At 65.9% G+C, this 20499-nt stretch carries 17 protein-coding genes; 9 read left to right on the forward strand and 8 right to left on the reverse strand.

Annotation, left to right across the window (positions count from 1 at the left end; all coding sequences use genetic code 11):
* Positions 1-46: 46 nt before the first annotated feature.
* The 3 genes from VGK27_08525 to VGK27_08535 are packed head-to-tail and all read right to left on the reverse strand — an operon-like array spanning position 47 to position 5835.
* Complete coding sequence (locus VGK27_08525) at positions 47-3130, reverse strand: efflux RND transporter permease subunit (GenBank protein HEY3490149.1); 3084 nt, start codon at positions 3128-3130, stop codon at positions 47-49.
* 4 nt (positions 3131-3134) lie between these two features.
* Complete coding sequence (locus tag VGK27_08530; protein HEY3490150.1) at positions 3135-4337, reverse strand: efflux RND transporter periplasmic adaptor subunit; 1203 nt, start codon at positions 4335-4337, stop codon at positions 3135-3137.
* Positions 4321-5835, reverse strand: coding sequence for an efflux transporter outer membrane subunit (locus tag VGK27_08535; protein HEY3490151.1), 1515 nt, complete (start codon positions 5833-5835; stop codon positions 4321-4323). Before VGK27_08535 ends, VGK27_08530 begins: the two co-directional genes overlap by 17 nt.
* A gap of 115 nt (positions 5836-5950) precedes the next feature.
* On the opposite strand from VGK27_08535, the gene VGK27_08540 reads away from it, so the two are divergent.
* The 3 genes from VGK27_08540 to VGK27_08550 all read left to right on the forward strand — a co-directional run bounded on the left by VGK27_08540 (position 5951) and on the right by VGK27_08550 (position 10038).
* Positions 5951-8083 carry a M1 family aminopeptidase gene (locus VGK27_08540; protein HEY3490152.1) on the forward strand — a complete coding sequence of 711 codons (2133 nt, stop codon included), beginning with the start codon at positions 5951-5953 and terminating at the stop codon, positions 8081-8083.
* 90 nt (positions 8084-8173) lie between these two features.
* A complete protein-coding gene (locus VGK27_08545) occupies positions 8174-8470 on the forward strand; it encodes a hypothetical protein (protein HEY3490153.1) in 297 nt (98 codons plus the stop codon).
* An 89-nt stretch (positions 8471-8559) separates the two neighbouring features.
* Positions 8560-10038 (forward strand): DUF4070 domain-containing protein, encoded by a 1479-nt coding sequence (locus VGK27_08550; protein HEY3490154.1) that lies wholly within the window; start codon positions 8560-8562, stop codon positions 10036-10038.
* 37 nt (positions 10039-10075) lie between these two features.
* On the opposite strand, the gene VGK27_08555 is transcribed toward VGK27_08550, so the two are convergent.
* Positions 10076-10570 carry a hypothetical protein gene (locus tag VGK27_08555; protein ID HEY3490155.1) on the reverse strand — a complete coding sequence of 165 codons (495 nt, stop codon included), beginning with the start codon at positions 10568-10570 and terminating at the stop codon, positions 10076-10078.
* Positions 10571-10661: 91 nt separating this feature from the next.
* Positions 10662-12062, reverse strand: a complete 1401-nt coding sequence (locus VGK27_08560; GenBank protein HEY3490156.1) for a hypothetical protein — start codon at positions 12060-12062, stop codon at positions 10662-10664.
* A gap of 157 nt (positions 12063-12219) precedes the next feature.
* Between VGK27_08560 and VGK27_08565 the strand changes: the two genes are divergently transcribed.
* Positions 12220-13062: a dihydrofolate reductase family protein gene (locus tag VGK27_08565; protein HEY3490157.1), complete on the forward strand. Its 843-nt coding sequence runs from the start codon at positions 12220-12222 to the stop codon at positions 13060-13062.
* A 20-nt stretch (positions 13063-13082) separates the two neighbouring features.
* On the opposite strand, the gene VGK27_08570 is transcribed toward VGK27_08565, so the two are convergent.
* Positions 13083-13625 (reverse strand): hypothetical protein, encoded by a 543-nt coding sequence (locus VGK27_08570; protein ID HEY3490158.1) that lies wholly within the window; start codon positions 13623-13625, stop codon positions 13083-13085.
* Between the two features lie 165 nt (positions 13626-13790).
* On the opposite strand from VGK27_08570, the gene VGK27_08575 reads away from it, so the two are divergent.
* Genes VGK27_08575 through VGK27_08585 form a run of 3 tightly spaced genes read left to right on the forward strand, consistent with a single transcriptional unit; the run spans position 13791 to position 17891 of the window.
* A complete protein-coding gene (locus VGK27_08575; protein HEY3490159.1) occupies positions 13791-15977 on the forward strand; it encodes an ankyrin repeat domain-containing protein in 2187 nt (728 codons plus the stop codon).
* Positions 15974-17443, forward strand: coding sequence for a hypothetical protein (locus VGK27_08580; GenBank protein HEY3490160.1), 1470 nt, complete (start codon positions 15974-15976; stop codon positions 17441-17443). Before VGK27_08575 ends, VGK27_08580 begins: the two co-directional genes overlap by 4 nt.
* A gap of 7 nt (positions 17444-17450) precedes the next feature.
* Positions 17451-17891, forward strand: a complete 441-nt coding sequence (locus VGK27_08585) for a hypothetical protein (GenBank protein HEY3490161.1) — start codon at positions 17451-17453, stop codon at positions 17889-17891.
* A gap of 16 nt (positions 17892-17907) precedes the next feature.
* On the opposite strand, the gene VGK27_08590 is transcribed toward VGK27_08585, so the two are convergent.
* Positions 17908-18201 (reverse strand): hypothetical protein, encoded by a 294-nt coding sequence (locus tag VGK27_08590; protein HEY3490162.1) that lies wholly within the window; start codon positions 18199-18201, stop codon positions 17908-17910.
* 266 nt (positions 18202-18467) lie between these two features.
* Here VGK27_08590 and VGK27_08595 point away from each other — a divergent pair, with 266 nt between their 5' ends.
* Together VGK27_08595 and VGK27_08600 are read left to right on the forward strand one after the other, a co-directional pair.
* Positions 18468-18749: a hypothetical protein gene (locus VGK27_08595; GenBank protein ID HEY3490163.1), complete on the forward strand. Its 282-nt coding sequence runs from the start codon at positions 18468-18470 to the stop codon at positions 18747-18749.
* Between the two features lie 239 nt (positions 18750-18988).
* Positions 18989-19447, forward strand: coding sequence for an SRPBCC family protein (locus VGK27_08600; GenBank protein ID HEY3490164.1), 459 nt, complete (start codon positions 18989-18991; stop codon positions 19445-19447).
* A gap of 31 nt (positions 19448-19478) precedes the next feature.
* Here VGK27_08600 and VGK27_08605 read toward each other — a convergent pair whose 3' ends face one another.
* Positions 19479-20480, reverse strand: coding sequence for an aldo/keto reductase (locus VGK27_08605; protein ID HEY3490165.1), 1002 nt, complete (start codon positions 20478-20480; stop codon positions 19479-19481).
* Between the last annotated feature and the right edge of the window lie 19 nt (positions 20481-20499).

The following is a 20499-nucleotide window of genomic DNA, read 5'->3' on the forward strand; positions in this document are numbered from 1 at the left end:
ACGTTGGTCGGGAGGTTGCCGTTCTCGTATTCCTATCTGATATTTATTACAAGCCTGTTTCGGCCGTGTTACAAGACGATTTTCCGCGTGCGATCAGCATGTAGATCGACGGCACGACGAACAGCGTGAACAGGGTGCCGATAAACATTCCCCCCACGAGCACCAGGCCGATCGAGTTTCGCGCGGCGGCGCCCGCGCCCGTGACGAGCGTCAGCGGGAAGTGGCCGGCGATCGTAGCGGCGCTGACCATGAGGATCGGGCGTAGGCGGATCATGGCCGCCTGCCGGACGGCTTCCTGCTTGGACAACCCCTGGAGTTGCAGCTGGTTGGCGAATTCGACGATCAGGATGCCGTTCTTGGATACCAGGCCGACGAGCGTCACCAGGCCGACCTGCGAATAGATATTGAGGGTGGTCGTCCAGCCGCGGGTCCAGAACGGGAGGTTCGGGTCGGGCATCTTGAGGAACGTGAAGATGAGCGCCCCGAACATGGCGAGCGGGACCGAGCCCGCCAGAATGACGAAGGGGTCGCGGAAGCTGTTGAACTGCGCCGCGAGCACCAGGAAAATCAGGACGACGGCCAGGCCGAAGGCGGGGAGGAACCGGTTCCCCTCGGTCCGGAGCTGGCGCGATTCCCCGGTGTAGTCGATGACGTACCCTTTCGGAAGGATCTTCGCGGCCTCGTCCTCCATGAAGCGCAGCGCCTCGTCGAGCGGCCGGATGGCTACGCCGCTGATCTTGACCGCGTTCAACTGCTGGAACCGGTTGAGGGAACGGGGCACGACCGAATCGCGCAGGGTGGCGATCGCGCCCAGCGGGATCAGATTGCCGTTCGGACCGGTTACCCGGACGTTTTCCAGCTGGTCGGGGTTGAGGCGGTCGACCTTCTGGATCTGCGGAATGACCTTGTAGCTGCGGCCCTTGATGTCGAACCGGTTCACGAAGTCGCCGCCGACCATCCCGCCCAGATCCCGGCCCACCTGTTCGAGACTCAGGCCCAGGGAAGCCACCTTGTCCTTGTCGATGACGAATTCGGTCTGGGGCTGGTCGATCTTGACGTCGATCAGCGGCGGAAAGGCGAACATCCCGCTCTTCATGGCCGCCAGCTGGAGCTTCTGCGCGAACTCCAGGATCTGCGTGGCGTCGGCCGTCGACGCCAGGACGAATTCGACCGGGAAATCGCCGCCGCCGGGAAGCGCGGGCGGGGTGACCGCGAAGATGCGGGTACCGGGGATCCGCGCGAAGCCCTTCTGGATGTCGGGCAGGATCTGGAAGATCGTGCGCTTCCGCACGTCCCACGGCTTCACGACCATGCCGCCGAAACCGGTGCTCGGAAAAGTGACCTGGAACGTGAATTCGGTCTCCGGCGCGCTCCGGAATACCCGGTTGACCTCGGCGGCGTAAATCCGGTTCTGATCCAGGGTCGAATTCGCGGAGGAATCGAGGATGCCGAAGATGACGCCCTGATCTTCGAGCGGTGCCAGCTCCTTGGAGGACATGATGAACATCGGCACGGCGCAGAGCGAGACCGCGATCCAGACCATGTAGACGGCCGGACGCGCGGCGAGCGTCGCATCGAGCCGCCTTCCGTACGCAGCCCGGAGGCGGCCGAAGTCCCGGGTGATCCGGCCGGCCAGGCCGCGCTCCCCCTCGCCCGGCTTGAGCAGCCGCGACGACATCACCGGTGACAGCGTCAGCGCCACGATCCCCGAAATGGTGACCGCCCCGGCCAGCGTGAAGGCAAATTCGCGAAAGAGCGAGCCGGTCAGCCCCCCCTGAAGCCCGATCGGCAGGTAGACGGCCGCCAGCGTGACGGTCATGGCGATGATCGGACCGACCAGCTCGCGGGCGCCCACCAGCGCCGCATCCAGGGGAGTCTTCCCCTCGGACAGGTGCCGCTCGACGTTCTCGACGACCACGATGGCGTCGTCGACGACGAGGCCGACCGACAGGACGATGGCCAGCAGCGTCAGCAGGTTGACCGTGAACCCGAAGAGCTGCATCAGGAAGACGGCGCCGACCAGCGACACCGGGATCGCCACCACCGGGATCAGCACCGAACGATAGGAGCCGAGGAACAGGAAGATGACGATCATGACGATCACGAGGGTGTCGCCCAGCGTGCTCAGCACCTCGTGGATGGCGTTGGAGATGTAGTCGGTCGCGTCGTAGGCCATCACCCCGGACAGGCCGGTCGGCAGGTCGTGCCGGATCGACTCCATCTCGGTGCGAACCCGCTTGATGACGTCGAGCGAGTTGGCGTTGGGCAGCGGCCAGATTCCCATGAACACAGCGGTCTTCCCGGAGAAGTGCACCTCGGAATCGTAGTCCTCCGCCCCCAGCGCGACGTCGGCGATGTCGCCAAGGCGGACGATGGTCCCGTTCTTCTCGCGCACCACCAGCCGCCGGAATGCGTCCGCCGTACCGATGTTCGTGTCGGCGGTGAGGTTGACCTGGATGTACGCGCCCTTGCTCCTGCCGAGTGCCGCCAGGAAATTGTTGCTCGCAAGCGCCTGCCGCACCTGGGATGGGCTGACGTCGAGCGACGCCATCCGGTCCGGCTTGAGCCAAATGCGCATGGCGAAGGTGCGGGCCCCGAGGATGTCTGCCCGCTGCACGCCCTGGACGGCGGAGAGGCGGGGCTGCACGACGCGCACCAGGTAGTCGGTGATCTCGTTCTGCTGCAGGAGGTCGGAGCTGAAGCTCAGGTAGGCGGAGGCGAAACGGCTGTCGGCCGACTCGATGTTGATGACCGGCACTTCCGCCTCGGGAGGGAGATCCCGGCGCACCTGGTCGACCTTGGAGCTGATCTCGGCCAGCGCCCGCGTGGAGTCGTAGTTGAGCCTGAGGCGTACACTGATCGTCGAGAGCCCGAGCGTGCTCTGCGATTCCATGTAGTCGATCCCGTCGGCCGCTGCGATGGCGCGTTCGAGCGGCGAGGTGACGAAGCCGCGCACCAGTTCCGCGCTCGCTCCGATATAGACGGTGGTCACCGTGACGGTCGCGTTCTCGCTGCGCGGGTACTGGCGGACGTTCAGGGTCCGGATCGCCTGGAGGCCGGCGATGATGATCACCAGGTTGACCACCAGCGCCAGGACGGGACGACGTATGAACAGGTCGGTGATCTTCATCGCGTCAATTGTTCTCCGGTACCGGGCTTTTCCGGAACGCGGGGCTGAGCCGGTTGTCCACCACCACGGCCTGACCGTTGCGCAGCTTGAAGACGCCGGTGCTGACGATGCGCTCCCCCGCCTTCAATCCTCCTTCGACCGCGACGAAGTCGCCTCGCCGCTCGCCGAGCCGCAGGAATTGCTGCCGCAACGCCAGCCCCCCCTTCCCCGCGTTGTCGGCAGCCACGACGAATACAGAGTCGCCGTAGGGCGCGTAAAGAACGGCCGTGGCCGGGATCGCCAGCACCTTCTGCCGGGCCGGCAGGCCGACCGACACGTTGACGAACATGCCGGGCCGCAACTGCTCCGACCGGTTGGCGATCGTCGCCTGCAGCTGGATGTTGCGCGTCTCGGCGTCGACCAGCGGGCTCACGGTCGTGATTCGCCCGGCGAGGGTGGCGCCGGGAAGGGAATCGGACGTCACCCGGACCGGCAGGCCGGGGTGCAGATGGGCCAGCTGCTGCTGGGGAAGGGTAAAGTTCACGTAGATCGGGTCGAGCGTCTGCAGGGTGACGATCGGGTCTCCATCCCGGAGGATCTGCCCGAGGTTGACCAGCCGGATCCCGAGCCGGCCTCCGAAGGGAGCACGAACCGCCTTCTTCGCGATCGCGGCCCGGATTCCGTTCGTCTGGGCCGCCGCCTGCTCGTGGTCGGAGACCGCTGCGTCGTAATCCGCCTGCGAGACGATCTGCTCCGCCAGCATCTTCGCGCTGCGGTCGAGGACGCTCAACGTCTGCTTCTCGCGGGCCACGGCACCCGGAAGCTGCGCTTCCTCGGAGCTGGTGTCCTGGAGGAGCAGCAGCGCCCCCGCGGCGACCCGCCTGCCCGGCTCGAACGCGATCCGCACCACCTTGCCCGGAAGCTCGGCGGCCACGGTGACCCCCTGGACCGCGACCAGGGAGCCGACCGCCGTGAGCGAGCGCTCCCACGACTCGGCGCGCGCCTCGGCCGTGCTGACCGTCTCCGGGGGGGGGACGAACTTCTTGCCTTGGTCGATCATCGCCCGGATCTGCAGCACCTTGACGCCGGCCAGGGCGCCGACGAGGATGGCCAGTCCGGCCAGGACAACCGCTATCCGCTTCCAGAGGCCATTGCGCGCCGTCCTCCCCGGGTTCGATTCGGCCTTCACCCCGTTTCCCTTTCCGTTTCCCTTATGGTTTCGCCGCAATGGCAGCCTCCCCTTCCCGGTTCCACCACCCGCCCCCCAGCGCCTGGAACAGGGCGGCGGTGTCGGCGAAGCGCGCCGCCTGCCCCAGGACCAGCCCGATTCGCGCCTCCTGGTGCCGGCGCTGTGCCTGAAGAAGCGCGAGATGGCTCGCCCCGCCGAGTTCGAACTGCTTTCTTGTCAGGCCCAGCGAATCGCGCGCGGACGTCTCGGCCTCCGCAAGCGCCGCGAGTGCAACGGCGTCGTCCTCCAGCGCCCGAAGCACGTCCGCCACGTTCCGGAACGCCTGAAGGACGGTTTCGCGATACTGCGCCGCCGCCTGGTCGTAAACCGCGACCGCGGCACGCCGTTCCGCAGTCAGCGCACCGCCCCGGAATATCGGTTGCAGGAGTCCCGCCCCGAGGCTCCATGCCGCCGTGCCGGGCCCGAACAGATCGCCGATGCGGGAAGCATTCGTACCAAGACTTCCCGAAAGCGTGACCTGCGGGTAGAGATTCGCCGTGGCCACGCCGACCCGTGCGCCGGCCGCGCGCATCAACTCGTCGACGGCACGGATGTCCGGACGCTGGCGGGCCAGCGACGACGGAAGGCTGACGGGAAGCGCCGGCGGGAGCTGCAGCCCCTCCAGCCGGAACTCGGGGACACCCGACGCCTCGGCCGGGAAGCGGCCGGCCAGCACCGCGAGCAAGTGGCGCGTCTGTGCGAGCTCCTTTTCGAGCGGCGGAAGCGTCGTCCGGAGCTGGGCCATCTGCGCGCGCTGGGCAAGCAGGTCGGGACGGGCTGCGCCCCCCAGGGCGACCTGCCGTTCGACGGTCGAAAGGATCTGCCCCTGGAGCGCCAATATTTCCTGCGTCGCCTGGATCCGGGCGCGCAGCGACGCCTCCTGGATCGCCGTGGTAACCACATTGGCGGTGAGGGCCAGGCGGGCGCCTTCGAGCTGGAACCGCTGGTAGTCGACCTGCGCCTGGAGCGCCTCCAGCTCCCGGCGCGTCCCTCCGAAGAGGTCGAAGGTGTAAGAGACGTTCACCGAGGCGTTATAGAGGTTGAACGGGGAGGTCCGGAGGCCCGACTGCCCGAGCGTGGCGCCGGGCACCTGCTGGCGTGATACCGCAGCCCCGGCATCGACGGACGGGAGGAGTCCCCCGGCGCGCGCGACCCGGATTTCCTGCGCCTGGCGAAGCGTCGCCTGCGCGGCGGTCAGCGTCGGGCTGTCCGCCAACGCCTGCCGAACCCATCGATCGAGCGCCTCGGATCGGAAGAGTGCCCACCATTGGGCGGGAATCTCCTGCCCCGGGACGAAGCGCTGGGCCTCCCCGCCCGCGACAGGCGCGGAGGCCGTCTCCCCGGGAAGCGGCATTGCCGGATCGACATATGAGGCGACGCCCGGAGCCATCGGGGGGCGGAACGCGGTCCCGACGGCGCAGCCGCCGATCGCGAGCGTCATGGCCGCCGCGAAGGCCACACTCCACGGGAATGCACGCTCTGGAATCCCGATCGACAATATTTCCCCTCACCTTGTTTTTCGCTATTAGATGCAAGCCGCAGGAAAGGCATTTCACGCTGGGCCACGATTTTCCCCCGTGCGCCCGACAACCGCTTGCGCGACAATCGAAGTCATGGGCACGCGTGCGACAACCTCCGGATTCCGGCCGAGGCGCTTCCTCCCGCTGGTGGCGCTCCTGGCGCTCGCCTGCGGCTGTGCCGCCGTCCGGGAGCACCGGGTGCCGGCCCTGCCCGAAACCGGCATCGCGCGGCACCGCCTTTCCGTGACGATCGAGCCGGCGCTCGGTCGGCTGTCCGCCTCGGACACGATCGAGTTGCCCCCCGGCCCAAGGTCCGCCGTCTCGATCGCCCTCGCTCCCGGGATCCGCATCCTCGGGGTTACCGTCGCCGGAACAGCGGTTCCCCACACTTTCACGGACGGCGTCCTGCGCCTGTCGTCGCCGGCCCCGATGCCGACAAGCCCCGTGCGAATCGACTACGAGGCGGAATTCCGCGATCCGGTCCCGGACCGTCCCGTCAACACGGAAGACCCCGGCTACGGTATCTCCGGGACCATCACCGGGGACGGGACCTTCCTCTCCCCCGAGGCCGGCTGGCATCCGGCGGTCGTCTCCGTCCCGAACGGCTACCGGATCCGCATCGATGCGCCCGAAGGGTATGAGGCGTTGACCGACGGGCGCCGGATGGCCCGGGAAGCCGCCGGCGGCCGTTCGACGTCCGAATGGGAGATCGCCCCGACAGGGTCGCGGCTGGCGCTCGCCGCCTCCCGGTACATCGTTCGGGAAAAGGGCGCGCAGGACGGGACACCCGTCTACACCTACTTCTCCCCCGAAAACGACCCCCGGTCGGAAAGGTACCTGTCCGCCGCAGCGGGTTTTCTCGCGCTTTACCGGGACCTTCTCGGGCCCTACCCGTTTCCCAAGTTCGCCATCGCCGACAATTTCTTCCCGTCGGGCTATGGCTTCCCGTCCTGGACGCTGCTCGGGCGCGACGTCGTGCGCCTCCCCTTCATTCTCGACACGAGCCTCGGGCACGAGATCGCGCACTCCTGGTGGGGCAACGGCGTGCGGGTGAAGGAAGGGAGCGGCAACTGGTCCGAGGGGCTAACGAGTTACGTGGCGGACTATCTGTACGACGAGAGGGCCTCGCCGGAGAAGGGGCGCGAGCACCGGCTGAAGCTGCTGCGGGATTACGCGACGCTCGTGCCGCCGGACAAGGACTTCCCGCTGGCCCGGTTCTCGTCCCGCACCGATGCCCCGAGCCGCGCAGTCGGCTACGGGAAAGGGGCGATGGTGTTCCACATGGCGCGCGTCCGGGCGGGCGAGCGGGCGTTCTGGGCCGCCTTACGCCGGGTCGTCCGTGAAAAGATGTTCCGGGAGGCGTCGTGGGCCGATTTCGCCACGGCGCTCGAAAAGGAAAGCGGAAAGTCGTTCGGCCCATTTTTCGCGCAATGGGTCGACCGCCCGGGCGCGCCGGTGCTTTCTCTCGAAGGGACGACCGTGCGGCGGGAAGGAAGTGGATGGAACCTGTCGGGCCGCGTGGTCCAGGCCGGGCCCGCCTTTGCGCTGGACGTCCCCATGCGTATCGACTTGGCGGACGGGACGGCCGCCGACTTCACGATCGCGCTGCAGGGCGCCTCGAGCGCGTTCTCGGTGCGCGTCGCCGCACCGCCGCGCAGTCTCCTGCTGGATCCCGACGTCACCCTCTTCCGCCGCCTGTCCCCGGAGGAGATCCCGCCCGCGGTCAACCACATTCATGGGTCGACTTCGCTCCTCGCCATCCTAGCCGAGGGCGGATCGCCGGAACTGCGCGCCGCCGGGTCGGTGCTCCTCGCATCGATGGGCCAGGAGAAGGCACCGATCCTCGACGAGGCGCAGGCGACACCGGACCGTCTCGCCGGGCACGACCTCCTGCTCCTCGGCCTGCCGTCCCGGGCGGGGCTCCTTCCGCGCCTCCCCCCGGCGTTGTCGGTCTCGACGAACGGCTTCACGCTGGACGGCACCCGGCACACGGGCCCGGGGGAGACGCTGTTTGCCGCGCTCCCGCATCCCTCCGATCGGGACCGCCGCTGCGCCCTCTTCCTGCCGCTCCCCGGCGCGATCCCGGCGACCGAGGCGGCGCGCAAGATCGTCCACTACGGGAAATACGGCTACCTGGTCTTCTCCGGCGGAACGAACCGCGTCAAGGGATTCTGGCCCCCGGGCCCCTCCTCCGCGGTCGTCGAATTCGCGGCGGTTGCGCCCTGAAAGCCCTCCTGAAAGCCCCCCTCTCGACAATCCTCCCGCAATTGTATTAATATAACTGCATTTTAGAGAAACCCGCGAAGGGAGGGAGGCATGGTACATCCGCATGGGGGGAGCGACTGCTTCTTCCCCAAAAGCTCTTTCAAGAAGGCGTACAGGCTGGTGGGCAAGGACGGCTTCAGGTACCTCGGCGAGGGCAACGAGGAGATCAGCGTCTACCAGGGGCAGGCGCGGGACGGCGTCACGCCGACGATCGTCTTCCGGGGAGCCGACGTTCGGCACGGCAGCGTGTGTGAGCAGTGCTGGGGCTACCGACTCGACTGCAACCGGGTGGGCATCGGGAAGTTCGCGGAGCCCTTCGACGAAGCGCTGACGAAATACCCGGGCTGAGGTCCTCGACCGCGACAGGATCGACGCCCTCGCCATGCCGGAGGTTCAACCCTTAACCGACGGTCCGCAAGACGCCCGAAGGTCAGCGCATGAAAGTCCTCCTGCTCTATCCCGAATTTCCCGACACGTTCTGGAGTTTCCGCCACGCCCTGCCTTTCCAGGGGAAACGGTCCGCCTTCCCGCCCCTCGGGCTGCTCACGGTTTCCGCGATGCTGCCCCCGCACTGGGAGCGGAAGTTGGTCGACCTCAATGTGGAGAAGTTGGGCGACGCGGCGCTTGCCTGGGCCGACGTCGTTTTCCTGAGCGCCATGATGGTGCAGGCGCCATCCCTGGAGAAGGCGCTCGCCCGATGCCGTGCCGCGGGCAAGCCGACGGTCGTCGGGGGGCCCATTACGAGCGACGCGCATCCCGCGTTTGCGGCGGCGGACACGATCGTTCGCGGCGAAGCCGAAGGATTGATCGACGGGCTCGCCCTCGATCTGGAGGCGGGAACGCCCAAGACCCGTTACGAAGCCGTCGGGCGGACGGACATGACGACGGTTCCCCCGCCCGAGCTTCACCTTACGCGGAAACGCCGATACAGCGCTATGGCGCTCCAGTATTCCCGCGGATGCCCCTTCTCGTGCGAGTTCTGCGACATCATCGAGCTTTTCGGGCGGACGATGCGCACCAAGACGCCGGAGCAGGTCATCGAAGAGCTCGACCGCCTCTACGCCATGGGCTGGCGCGGGTCGCTGTTCGTGGTCGACGACAACTTCGTCGGCAACAAGGCGTCGATCAAGGCGATGCTGCCGCGCTTGATCGACTGGATGAAACGCCGCCGGTTCCCCTTCTCCTTCTATACCCAGGCGTCGATCAACCTCGCCGAGGACGACGATCTGCTCTCGCTCATGCGGGCCGCAGGCTTCAACAAGGTTTTCCTGGGGATCGAAACGCCCGATGCGTCAAGCCACCGCGCGGCCGGCAAGAACCAGAACGCCAACGTCGACCTTCTGGCGAGCGTGCGCCGGATCCAGGAGCACGGGATCGAGGTCATGGCCGGCTTCATCCTCGGATTCGACCAGGACACCCCCGACATCTTCGAGCGCCAGGTCGACTTCATCCGGGAAGCGGCGATTCCGATTTCGATGGTCGGGCTGCTGACGGCGCTCCCCAACACGCGGTTGTGGCGGCGGCTCAAGGAAGAGGGACGGCTCATCAAGCGGAGTTTCGGCGACAACACGGCGGCGTCGCTGAACTTCATCCCCCGGATGGACCCGGAGAAGCTCCTGTCCGGCTACCGCGACGTGATGTCGAAACTTTACAGCCCGAAGGAATATTTCGAGCGGGCGCGCCTTCTGATCTCCCGCATGGGACCGGCGGCGAAACGCAAGTTAGGGCCGTCGGACTACCTTGCCCTGTGCCGCTCCTTCATCCGGCAGGGAATCGTCGCGCCTTACCGTGTCGCGTATTGGCGCTTCCTGGGAGGCACCGTGCTGCACGCCCGGCAGCACGTGGGACTCGCCGTCACGCTCGCCATCATGGGGCATCACTTTTTCGTTTTGACGCACCGGATGCCGGAACGGTAGACCGAAAAAGGAGGTTCGATCAGCAGAGGGTGTTTGCTCAGGCGGTTTCGTCCAGGCCGCTTGCGGAGCTCCTGGCCTTGATCAGGGCGCTGTAGTAAGTCGCCTTGGCGTTCCCGCTGACGGCGGCGGACAGCAGGTCGGACATCCCGCCACCGACTGAACCGGAACCGGAACTTCCCGGCAGGGTCGACACTTCCGATTCCTGCACCTGTGCCGCGGCTCCTCCCAGCAAGGTCGACACTTCGGATGCCTGGAGTTTTGCCGCGGCCGCCTGATATTCGGCGGCGGAATTTGTCCCCGTTTGCGCGGATGCAACGGGGGTTCCGATGGACTGGGGGGGGCCGGGAGATCCGGCTAGCGTCAGGCGATCGATGGCCTTGTTAATGAGGGAATCGCTCTGGATCAGATCCCCGGAAGACGATGGGCTTGCGGAGCTGTCGATCGTCAGCGACAGGGCGCCCCCGGCGCCGGACGACACGCTCAACTTGGGCATGGTCCAGGAGGACGATACGGAGGATAAAGCCTGGGTCAACGCGTCCACTTGTTTCTCCCTTCCCGCTCTCTTCCTGTAACTCTTATCGGCAACTCGAACGGAAACGATCAGTCCTGTTTATCCGGTTCGTTCACCTGAAATCGGCCGCCGCCTTGCCAATATTGGCGACGACCCCGGGCCCGGGGTTGTTGAGGTTCACCGTGAGGTCCGGGGTAAAGCGGCTCTGGTACGTGGCCTCGTCGATCAGGACGTTGAGGATGGGCGACGCCGAACCCTTGACGACCTGGTTGTAGGGATCGTCCCCATGGTCGAGGTACAGCCGCTCGGTGAGGAAGCAGGCGAGCTCGTGCCCCCCGACCCAGACCGGCTGCACCGGGATGTTGAGCGCCCGGAGCGTGGCCGCGAGGAAACCGACGCTCCCGTGGCAGCCCATCGTCCAGTGCTGCGCGCCTTCGAGCGGGTTGCCGGCGTCGACGGTTCCCCCGACGATCCTTGAGAGGGGCGGATAACCGCGGTATCCCCACACGTTGTCGCAGATGCCGAAGGTTTCCGCGCCGTAGAAGTGGGCCATGTTGTGCCGCATCCAGTCGAGCACCCCGCCGATGCTCGCGAGCCGCGTGCTCCCGATGATCCCGGCCCCCGACATCCAGCCGTACGTCCACATCGGATGGGCGAAGGTCGTCTTGGGCCGGTTGTCGGCCCGGAACGTCGGCAGGTTGGCCCCGCCATAGGTTCCCAGGCTGAAGGAAACCGGCGAATATGGCAGCTTCCAGCCCATCGTGCCGCTGTCGAGCAGGTAGCGCAACGATTCCGCGGAATAAGTCGTGAGGCTCCAGGGGACCGCGTGCGTGGTCTCCAGCGCCAGCGAAAAAGCCACATGCGACAGGTAGAGGTTCCACATATCGGCGGGACTGACCCACTGCATGACCGCCCCCGAATCGCCCTGGGGAGAATAATAATTCGTCGGCGCGTCCGAGACGCCGGAGCGCGGCATGCTCACGGCCGTGGAAGCGCCGTTCAGCAGCCAGGCCGCCGCGTCGAGGTAGGCCGCGGCCAGCGCGTCCTTCTGGACCTGGGACCAGTCGGCCCAGGCGATCATGTCGGCCGCGCCGGGCGGGGTGTAGGCGTTGCCGCCCGCCGGGGACCGGAACTGCCACCGGATGGCCGCCGCCACGTTGTCGTGTGCCAGGAGCCAACTTTCGAGGTCGGGGATCGCACTCAGGAAATCGGCCGTGATCGTGAGGTCGGCGGTGACGTTGTCAACCGTCAAGGGGTTGGCCAAGTTCGCCGCGATGCCGGCGCCGCTCCAGTCGGCGAACGCGTAGGTGTTGTCCGGCAGCGCCGAGACAGGGGTGCACGATCCTCCGTAAGGCACCGTCTGGACAAGCGTGCCGGAGAGTGCGCCGTGCGGGCCGGCCTGGAAAGTGACGGTAAAGGTCGGCGGGGGCGCCGGGGCGATGGCGCCGCCGCCTCCGCAGGCGAACGGGAGCGAGACGAAGAACAGGCCCAGCAGGATAAACGAACGGCGCACGGCAACCTCCGGGATTCGGACTCCCCCTACTTATCGGCAAAAACCGTGCTTCAATTTACCCCGATCGCGACAGACGACTTGTGCCCCCGCAGAACTTCCAAAAGCGCGAGTGAGTTAAACTTGGATATCATCTTTCCCGGGAGGGACAATAAACACGATGACGCTCTTGGCACCTCTGGAATGCCTCTTCGACACGGACCACGGCAACGACCTCCCGCTGCCCCCAGAGCTTTCGGCTCTCTATGGCCCTTTGAACTTCCCCGTTAGGGAAGGACGGCCATACGTCATCGGAAACTTCGTCACCACGCTCGACGGCGTCGCGTCGCTTTCCGTCCCGGGGCAAACCGGAGGGGGCGTCATCAGCGGCGCAAACCCCCACGACCGGATGGTCATGGGCCTGTTGCGGTCGATCGCCGATGCGGTGATCGTGGGCGCCGGCACGCTTCGTTCCGTGCCGAACCACCTCTGGACCGCGGAGTCCATCTGCCCGAGCCTTTCCGGCGCGTACCGTGAGCTTCGGGCCGCATTGGGAAAAAGCGAGCCGCCGTTGAACGTCATCGTCACGGCGCGGGGTGACATCGACCCGGGACTTCCCGTGTTCCGCTCCGGCTCGGTCCCGGTCCTGGTCATTTCAACCCCGGAAGGCGTCCGCCGGATCCGCAAGCAAGATCTCCCCGCGGCCGTCGGCATCTCGGAAGCGAAGAGCGAGGGTGCGATCGGGGCCGGGGCCATCCTGGCCGCCGTCGCGCGGGTCCGCCCGGGAAACTTGTTTCTCGTGGAAGGCGGGCCGCGGCTCATGGGGGATTTCTTCGAAGAAAAATGCCTGGACGAGCTTTTCCTGACGATCGCCCCGCAGGTTGCCGGGCGGGATGGTTCCGCCGAGCGCCCGGGATTTGTCGCCGGGAGACGATTCGCCCCGGAGCATCCGATCTGGGGAACGCTCGCGGGCGTGAAGCGTGCCGGCAGCCACCTGTTCTTGAGGTATGCGTTTACTGCATAGAAGTGCCGGAAGCGGTGTTTTCAGTGGGGCTGGGAAGGTTTCATCGAAGAGATGATCTCCCGGGCCAGCTCCCTTTCCATAACGCCCCGAGACGTACAGGAATGACGTTGATCGGCTTCCATCGGGCGATCGTCCGGTGACCCATCGATTTTCGAAACGACTTGAATCACGGTCCCGCCATCGCATCTGATCACGATCACTTGGGAGACGTATTTGATGGCCCGCTTGTCCTGGATGTAGGGAGACGCCCTGAATTCCGGGCAATCCGCATCCGAATCGCTCAGGAGCATGACTTTCTTGTCCGTGACGATGGTGCCGGAATTCCTGTCGGCACGCTTGATGGGATATCCCTTGAAATACAAATTATTCAATGTCCGGTCCCAGGTCGTATCGAAATCCAGGCCGGAAATGGTCCGGACACCGTTGTTTGCGGACATTGGGCCGGGTTTGGTTCCAGAGAGGTGTTCCTGGTTGGGTTCCCCGATCGGGGTATGGGCGCACCCGGAAAGAAGGAACAGGGAAATCGTGACACAAAATATCGACCTGGAAATATGCACGGCCAAGAGATACCTCCTTCCGACGATCATCAAATAGCATTACGAATCATCCCGAGCCCGAATGCAAGCATGGCGGATTCCCGATAAAGGTTTTCGAGCATGTTGCCGATCCTTATCTTTATGAAAAGGGATATCGACGCAGGACGGAGTATCGACGACCGGTGCCGGCGCATGAGACGCCGAAAGGTAGCCGCCTGCGCTGCGCTCGTCGCCGCGTTGCTCGTCTCCTCCTCCGCGCACGGGCGTCCGATGATGCCGGTACCGTACGAGCCGCCCCTCACGAAGGCGATCCGGGAGGGCGACGGCGAGGCGCTGCAGCGGTTCATCTCCAACCCGTCGATGCTACGGATTCAGGCGACGGAATGCAGCGACCATGCATCTCCCGCCGCGGTGGCGGCAGCGTACGGGCGGATCGATGTCCTGAAAGCGCTGGTCGAGAACGGCGCCTCGGTCGAAGGCGCCGAGTGCGGGGGCAACACCCCGTTGTACGAAGCCGCCGACCAGGGACGGATCGCCATCGTCCGCTACCTTCTCTCGAAAGGCGCCGCGCCGAGTCCCCCGGGAAATGAGCGTCACCCCGTGCTCCTGGTCGCCATCACCGGTTCCCTGGGATTCCGCGGGAAGCCGGAAGAGGCGCGGGACACGATCGAGCTGGCGCGCGCACTCCTGGAAGCGGGCGCCGACCCGTCCAAGGCCGACGTGTGGGGCGTCACGCCGCTCTTCCGCGCCGTCCGGCAGGCCGACGCGCGGCTCGTCCGACTCCTCCTGGCGTTCGGCGCCGATCCGGCTGCAAAAAATCCCCAGGGGAAAAGTGCCCTCGATCTCGCGAAAGAAAGCCGCCTCGACTATATCGCCGCGCTTTTCCGGGGCGATAAACCGTCCCGGGCCCCCCTGCCGGACCCGCCGCTCGTCGTGGCGGTCAAGGCCTCCGACATGCCCGGGATCAAGAGAATCGTCGACTCCGCGACAGGCCTCGACGCCCGCGACGATGGCGGCAGCAGCGCCCTCCTCCACGCGGCCGCTCGAGGGAACGAAGCCGCCGCAGCGCTTCTGATCAAAGGAGGAGCCGACCCGGACATCCGGAACCAGGGAAACGCCACATCGTTGATTTATGCCGCCTCCGGAGGTTTCCCAGGGATCGTGGAAGGGCTCCTCTCGAAAGGGGCCGACGTCCGCGCCCGGGATTTCCGGGGGAACACCGCGCTGCATTACGCGGTGCAACAGGATCGACCTCCGGTCATCGCCCTGCTTGCGGCGGCGAAGGCCGACACGGAGGATCCCGACGACCAGGGCGTCACGCTGCTCATGGTCGCCGCGGACAGCGGTTTTACGGAAGCGGCCAAGACGCTGCTGGACGGCGGCGCCAAGGCCGGTGCCACCGACAAGGAGGGTCGCACCGCCCTGATGCACGCCGCAAAGGCGGGGAACAAGGGCGTCGCCGACCTTCTGCTGGCCGCGGGCGCCGACGCCGATGCGAAGGACAAGGACGGCGATACCGCCCTGAAGCTCGCGATCGATTCCGGACATGCGGACATCGCGGACACCCTCATGGGAAAAAGCGGCGCGGTCCCCGATCGCGGGGCGCTGTGGGGCGCGCTGTCCAACCAGGACGTCCGGCTTGTCGAGACGCTCCTCAAGAAGGGCGTCGATCCCAACTCGCCGCGGGGGGAAACCCCGTTGCTGACGATCGCCGCCGGCGCCTACAAAGAGAAGCTGTCGCTCACCCGTCTGATGGTCGAGGCAGGCGCCCACGTGAATGATGCCGCCTCCGACGGGAAAACGGCGCTGATGGAGGCCGCCTGCGGGTCGGGGGATGATTCCACCGACACGCTGAAGTATCTCCTGGCCCACGGCGCCGACCCGAAAGCCCGCGACGGGAAGGGCCGAACTGCCTGGCGCTACGCGATGGAATCGGGACACAATCGGAGCGCGAAGGCGCTCGAGGCGGCCGGTGCCCCGGCGGAATACGAATCGCTGGCATGGGACGGAATCTTTTTTCACGGGAGCGACCGGAACCCCGCGTCTCGTCCGATCGAGAGCCGTGAGGCCTGGGCCGCCCTCTGGAAAGGGATGGGGCAGGAGGGCGAGGCGCCCGAGATCGATTTCGGCCGTTTTGCTGCGGCCTTCGTGTCGCTGGGCCCGATCGAGGACGCGGAGACGGAAGGTATCCGGTTCGGAGCCCCCGTGCGCGAAGGGGACACCCTCATCATCCCCTGGTCGACCCACGCCTACGTCATCTACGACCTCTTTTCCACCGTCCCTTATGCCGTGAAAATCGTCGATCGCAAGGGAGCCGGAACGATCGCCGTCAAGAGCGCGCGGAACGGGCACGACCGCCCGGAAGGAGCCACGAAGTGAACCGTCGACACGCATTGCCTGCCCTGTTCCTGGCCTGCCTGCTGGCCGTCCCGGTCCTGCCCCCGGGCGAGGCCCGGGCCGAATCGGAACCGGTCCGGTACGCCGCTTATGGAGAGGTCCCCGAGGTCACCGGCATCGAGACCGAGTGCATGGAGTGTGGCGGGAAGAACGGCAGCCACCGGAGCAATTGCCCCTACGCCCGAGGCGGCGGCAGCGATTCCGGGGAGGAACGCGCGCCCCACGTGGACATCACCCATGCGCCCATCTTCGTCGCCCCGGCGGGTTTTATCGGCGGGATCTTCATGGGAGGCGGATGGTTCTTCGGCGAGATGGCCGGAAAATATCCCGATGTCGGGTTCTTCGACAGCTATCACAATTACATGTCCATCAAATCCGACGACAAGCAGTTCAGCGGCCCCTTCAACGCCGGGACCCATGCAGGGGGGCTGCCGTGGCTGGTGCTCGGCGCGGTCACCGTTCCCATCCGGGCGGGCATTGTCGCGTTGGCCGACCTCGCCTCGCGCCCTTCCCCGCCGCCGCCTCCGAAGGCGGTCGACCCGAACATCGCAGTCTACGAGGCGATCGCGAACGGCTACCGGGGTTTCCGCGATGCGGCGAAGACCGAGTTCGACAAGGCCGCCGGCGACGTCCGGGCCGCCGAGCTGCGCCGCGAAAAATATCTCGACGCATTCATCGCCGACCGCCCCGAGCTCTGCAAGCTTCGGGATGCCGAAGGGGTGGAGGCCGCGCGCGCACGTGCCGCCGGCAAACTCGACGCGTGGAGCCGGTCACGGGACGAAAAGGCGAAACTCGCCGCCGCGCTGAGGGACGACATCCGGGAAAAGGACGCCTTCTGCAGGGCTGCCATCGAAAAGGTCGGTCTCGGCAGCTTCCTCGTCGACCTCAAGGTCGACAAGACGGCGACGGATCTGAAAACGATGAAAGACGACCTGTCGCTGCCGAAGGAGATCCGCGAGGCCTACGGGCGGGAACACAAGCTGACTGACCGGATTTCGAAAATGAAAAGCTCCTACGACATCGCGACGGACCTGAAATCGCTGGCCGAATCGGGCGCCCGCGCACATCGGGAGGGAAAGGACCTCACCGAATGGATCGGGGAGGCCGAGACGAAGGAATCGCTGCTTCGGCTGAACCTCAAGCTGCTGGCGGTTCCCGAGACGAAGCTGGCTGTCGGCAAGGTTGCCGGAGGGGCCGAAACGCTGATGGATATCATCTACGCGACGGCCGCCAACACGTATTTCGCGGCCCATGTCGAGAAGGAACGGGCGCTGCTTGGGGAGCTGGCCACCGCGCGCGTCTTCGAGGACGTCATGGGCGACGACTGGAAACGCATCAATGTCCCGATCGAAGCCGCAAGGAACCGGGTGAAAACGATCGGCGCAAAAGTTGACCGATACGCAAATCTGGTGACGGAGAATGAAGCCAATGCGAACAAATACCGCTGACGATCGAATGCCACGCCTGGTTGCGATCGTCTGCCTCTTCTCGTTGCTCGCCTTCGGCTGCGCCGGTGTGAAGCCCCGCCCGGCATCGCCTCCGTCCGTCCTTTCGGATCAGGCTGCCAAGACGGGAATCCGGGCCGGCGTCCAATCGCTCGCCGATTTCCGGCGTGCGCGGATCGAGGCCGAATCCCGGAACCGCACCCCCGATTTCGCCCCGGCGCGAAAAGCGCTCGGAGACTCCCTCGCCGTACTCCGTCCGGCAGGTGGCGCCTTAGGGCCGGTCGAATTGGAAGGAGCGGTCCTCGCCCTCGAGACGGCCTGCGTCGCCATGGACACGATCATTGCCGCGACGGCGAACGGGGACGCCCGATCCGAGGCGGTCGGGTGGGAGATGTTAGACCAGTCGGTCGGCGCGATCCTACTGACCGCCAAACCGATCCAGGGCGGCTGAGAATCGGTGAAGAAGGTCAATCCGGCGTTCCATCGTCGCTTTCCGTGATGTCGACCTCCACGCTCGCCGCCCCTTTCGGGTTGAGGAGCGAGTAGACGCCGTATCCGGCAAGCATCAGGTTCACCACGCACCAGATGATTCCGAACATGATGATCGGCAGGCGTCCATCCTCGGACTCGCCGATGACGCTTCCGAAGAGCACGACACCGAACGCCAGGAAGAGGAGAGGAAGGACGATCAATGCAATCGCCCCCGCCTTCCCGGGCCGGACCCGCACCGTGACCGTTTTTCCGCTCTCCCTGTTTCCCATCCGTCATCCTCCGTCGTCGTCGATTAGGATCTTGATACTATCGCCTATCCATACACCAGAACGAGGTTCCCAGGATGGCACGCCCTTCCCGAGCATCACTCAAGGCAGCGCTGTTTCTCGTTGTTTCGAACGTGCTGGTTTACATCCAGGCCGTCCGCTTCGGGTTCGTCTTCGACGACGGGCAATATATTGGCGGTCCCCCCAGGTCCTGCGGGGACTGACGCCGGACGGCATCCTGTGGGCCTTCACGCGCCGAACAGCCGAAGATGGGGCGCTATGCGCTGATGGTCACGTTGTTCGTCCTGCTCCTGATGGGTATCTGGCCGCTCGGCCGTTTCGGCGGCGTGGCGGGGACGCGGTCCGGGATTCCTCCCGTTGCAGTATCGGGACTTCTGCTGGAGAAGCTTCCGCTTCTCCTCCTGTCCGCCGTTTCCAGCGTCGTGACGATCGCCGCACAGGGATCCTGGACAATCGCGGTCTCCTGTATCGTCCTGATCTCCGTGACCGTGCTGCTCTCCGGGAGTGGAAGCGTCGCTCCTGGATCCTGACGGGATGGCTCTGGTACCTTGGGACGCTTGTTCCCGTGATCGGCTTGATGCAAGTGGGCGTCCAGCCTCGGGCGGACCGGTACACCTTCCTTCCGCTCATCGGGATACTCATCGTCGTCGCGTGGGGATCGCCGGCAACGGTGCGCCATCGATCAACATCAACCGTCCATCGACGGTTCTGCTGTAAGCATCCCCTCCCTCCGCGCCGGCATCCAAAAGCAGACAAAGGAGGGAATCCCATGAAAACAACCGGCTTTTCATACGTGACTTATATCTCGTCGACGCCCGAGGCGGTGTGGAACGCGCTTCTCGACAAGGAGACGACCAGGAAGTATTGGGAACATGCGAATGTCTCGGATTGGCGCCCCGGCTCGAGATGGGAGCATCGCGACCTCGAGAACAAGGAGAAGCTCGACATCGTCGGGAAGGTCGTGGAGTTCATCCCGCCCCGGCGGCTGGTCCTGTCCTGGGTGGACCCGGCCGACGAAGCCCGTGCGGAGAAATACTCCCGGGTCGCGATCGAGATCGAGCCGACCGCCGGCGTCACCCGCCTGTCGGTCGTACACGACGACCTCGAACCGGACTCGGATATGTTGAAAGGAATCTCGGAGGGGTGGCCGATGGTCCTTTCAAGCCTGAAGACGCTGCTCGAAACGGGACGGGCGCTCCCCAGCCTCTGGATGCGAGACGCCGCGTGAGAGGAACGCCCCGCGCGCTGCGCCCCCCCTTTCAGCCGTGCCCGGCGACCGGGTGCGGAACGTAGGGCGCCTCGAGCGCGGCGGACTCCTCTTCGGAAAGCCGCACGTCGAGCGCCTTCACCGCGGTCTCGAGGTGCTCCATCTTCGTCGCCCCGACGATCGGCGCCGCCACGAGATTCTCTCGCAGCAGCCAGGCCAGAGCGATCTCCGCGTTGGGAACACCGCGTTGCTTTGCCAGCGCATCGACCGCGGCGATCACCTTTTCGTCGGATTCGGCCGTCGGGCCGTAGACCGTCTTCGAGAAGCGGTCGGTCTCCGAGCGCCGCGTCGACGCCTCCGAGAGGCCGCGCGCCAAAAAACCGCGCGCGAGCGGGCTCCACGGGATCAGCCCGACGCCCATGTCGAGGCACTGCGGGATCATCTCCCGCTCCTCTTCCCGGTAGAGCAGGTTGTAATGGTTCTGCATCGAGACGAAGCGCGTCCAGCCGTTCCGTTCCGCAACGTGCTGCGCCTTCGCGAACTGCCAGGCGAACATCGACGAGGCGCCGATGTAGCGCGCCTTGCCCGCGCGCACGACGTCGTTGAGCGCCTCCATCGTCTCCTCGATCGGCACGGCCGGATCCCACCGGTGGATCTGGTAAAGGTCGACATAATCGGTGCCGAGGCGGCGCAGGCTCGCGTCGATCTCGTTCAGGATGGTTTTTCGTGAAAGCCCGCCGCCGTTGGGGCCGGGGCGCATGACGCCCCACACCTTGGTCGCGATGACCACGTCCTCGCGCTTGGCGAACTCGCGCAGGGCGCGACCGGTGATCTCCTCGCTCGCACCGTAGGAATAAACGTTCGCCGTGTCGAAGAAGGTGATCCCGAGCTCGATCGCCCGCCGGAAGAACGGCTTCGCCCCCTCCTCCCGAATCGCCCACTCCCACCGCATGGGAGAGCCCTCGACCGTCGCGTCGGGGTCGCCGTAGCTCATGCAACCGAGACAGATGCGGGACACGACCAGACCGCTGTTTCCGAGTCGACGGTATTCCATTGTGCCCTCCGCGAGAGTG

Source organism: Candidatus Deferrimicrobiaceae bacterium (genome assembly GCA_036504035.1).
In the GTDB taxonomy this organism is placed as follows: domain Bacteria; phylum Desulfobacterota; class Deferrimicrobia; order Deferrimicrobiales; family Deferrimicrobiaceae; genus JANXPS01.

Coding starts and splice junctions, on each gene's coding strand:
- VGK27_08525 (HEY3490149.1), bottom strand. CDS start 3,130: ATGAAGATCACCGACCTGTTCATACGTCGTCCCGTCCTGGCGCTGGTG.
- VGK27_08540 (HEY3490152.1), top strand. CDS start 5,951: ATGGGCACGCGTGCGACAACCTCCGGATTCCGGCCGAGGCGCTTCCTC.
- VGK27_08545 (HEY3490153.1), top strand. CDS start 8,174: ATGGTACATCCGCATGGGGGGAGCGACTGCTTCTTCCCCAAAAGCTCT.
- VGK27_08550 (HEY3490154.1), top strand. CDS start 8,560: ATGAAAGTCCTCCTGCTCTATCCCGAATTTCCCGACACGTTCTGGAGT.
- VGK27_08565 (HEY3490157.1), top strand. CDS start 12,220: ATGACGCTCTTGGCACCTCTGGAATGCCTCTTCGACACGGACCACGGC.
- VGK27_08575 (HEY3490159.1), top strand. CDS start 13,791: ATGAGACGCCGAAAGGTAGCCGCCTGCGCTGCGCTCGTCGCCGCGTTG.
- VGK27_08585 (HEY3490161.1), top strand. CDS start 17,451: ATGCCACGCCTGGTTGCGATCGTCTGCCTCTTCTCGTTGCTCGCCTTC.
- VGK27_08590 (HEY3490162.1), bottom strand. CDS start 18,201: ATGGGAAACAGGGAGAGCGGAAAAACGGTCACGGTGCGGGTCCGGCCC.
- VGK27_08595 (HEY3490163.1), top strand. CDS start 18,468: ATGGGGCGCTATGCGCTGATGGTCACGTTGTTCGTCCTGCTCCTGATG.
- VGK27_08600 (HEY3490164.1), top strand. CDS start 18,989: ATGAAAACAACCGGCTTTTCATACGTGACTTATATCTCGTCGACGCCC.
- VGK27_08605 (HEY3490165.1), bottom strand. CDS start 20,480: ATGGAATACCGTCGACTCGGAAACAGCGGTCTGGTCGTGTCCCGCATC.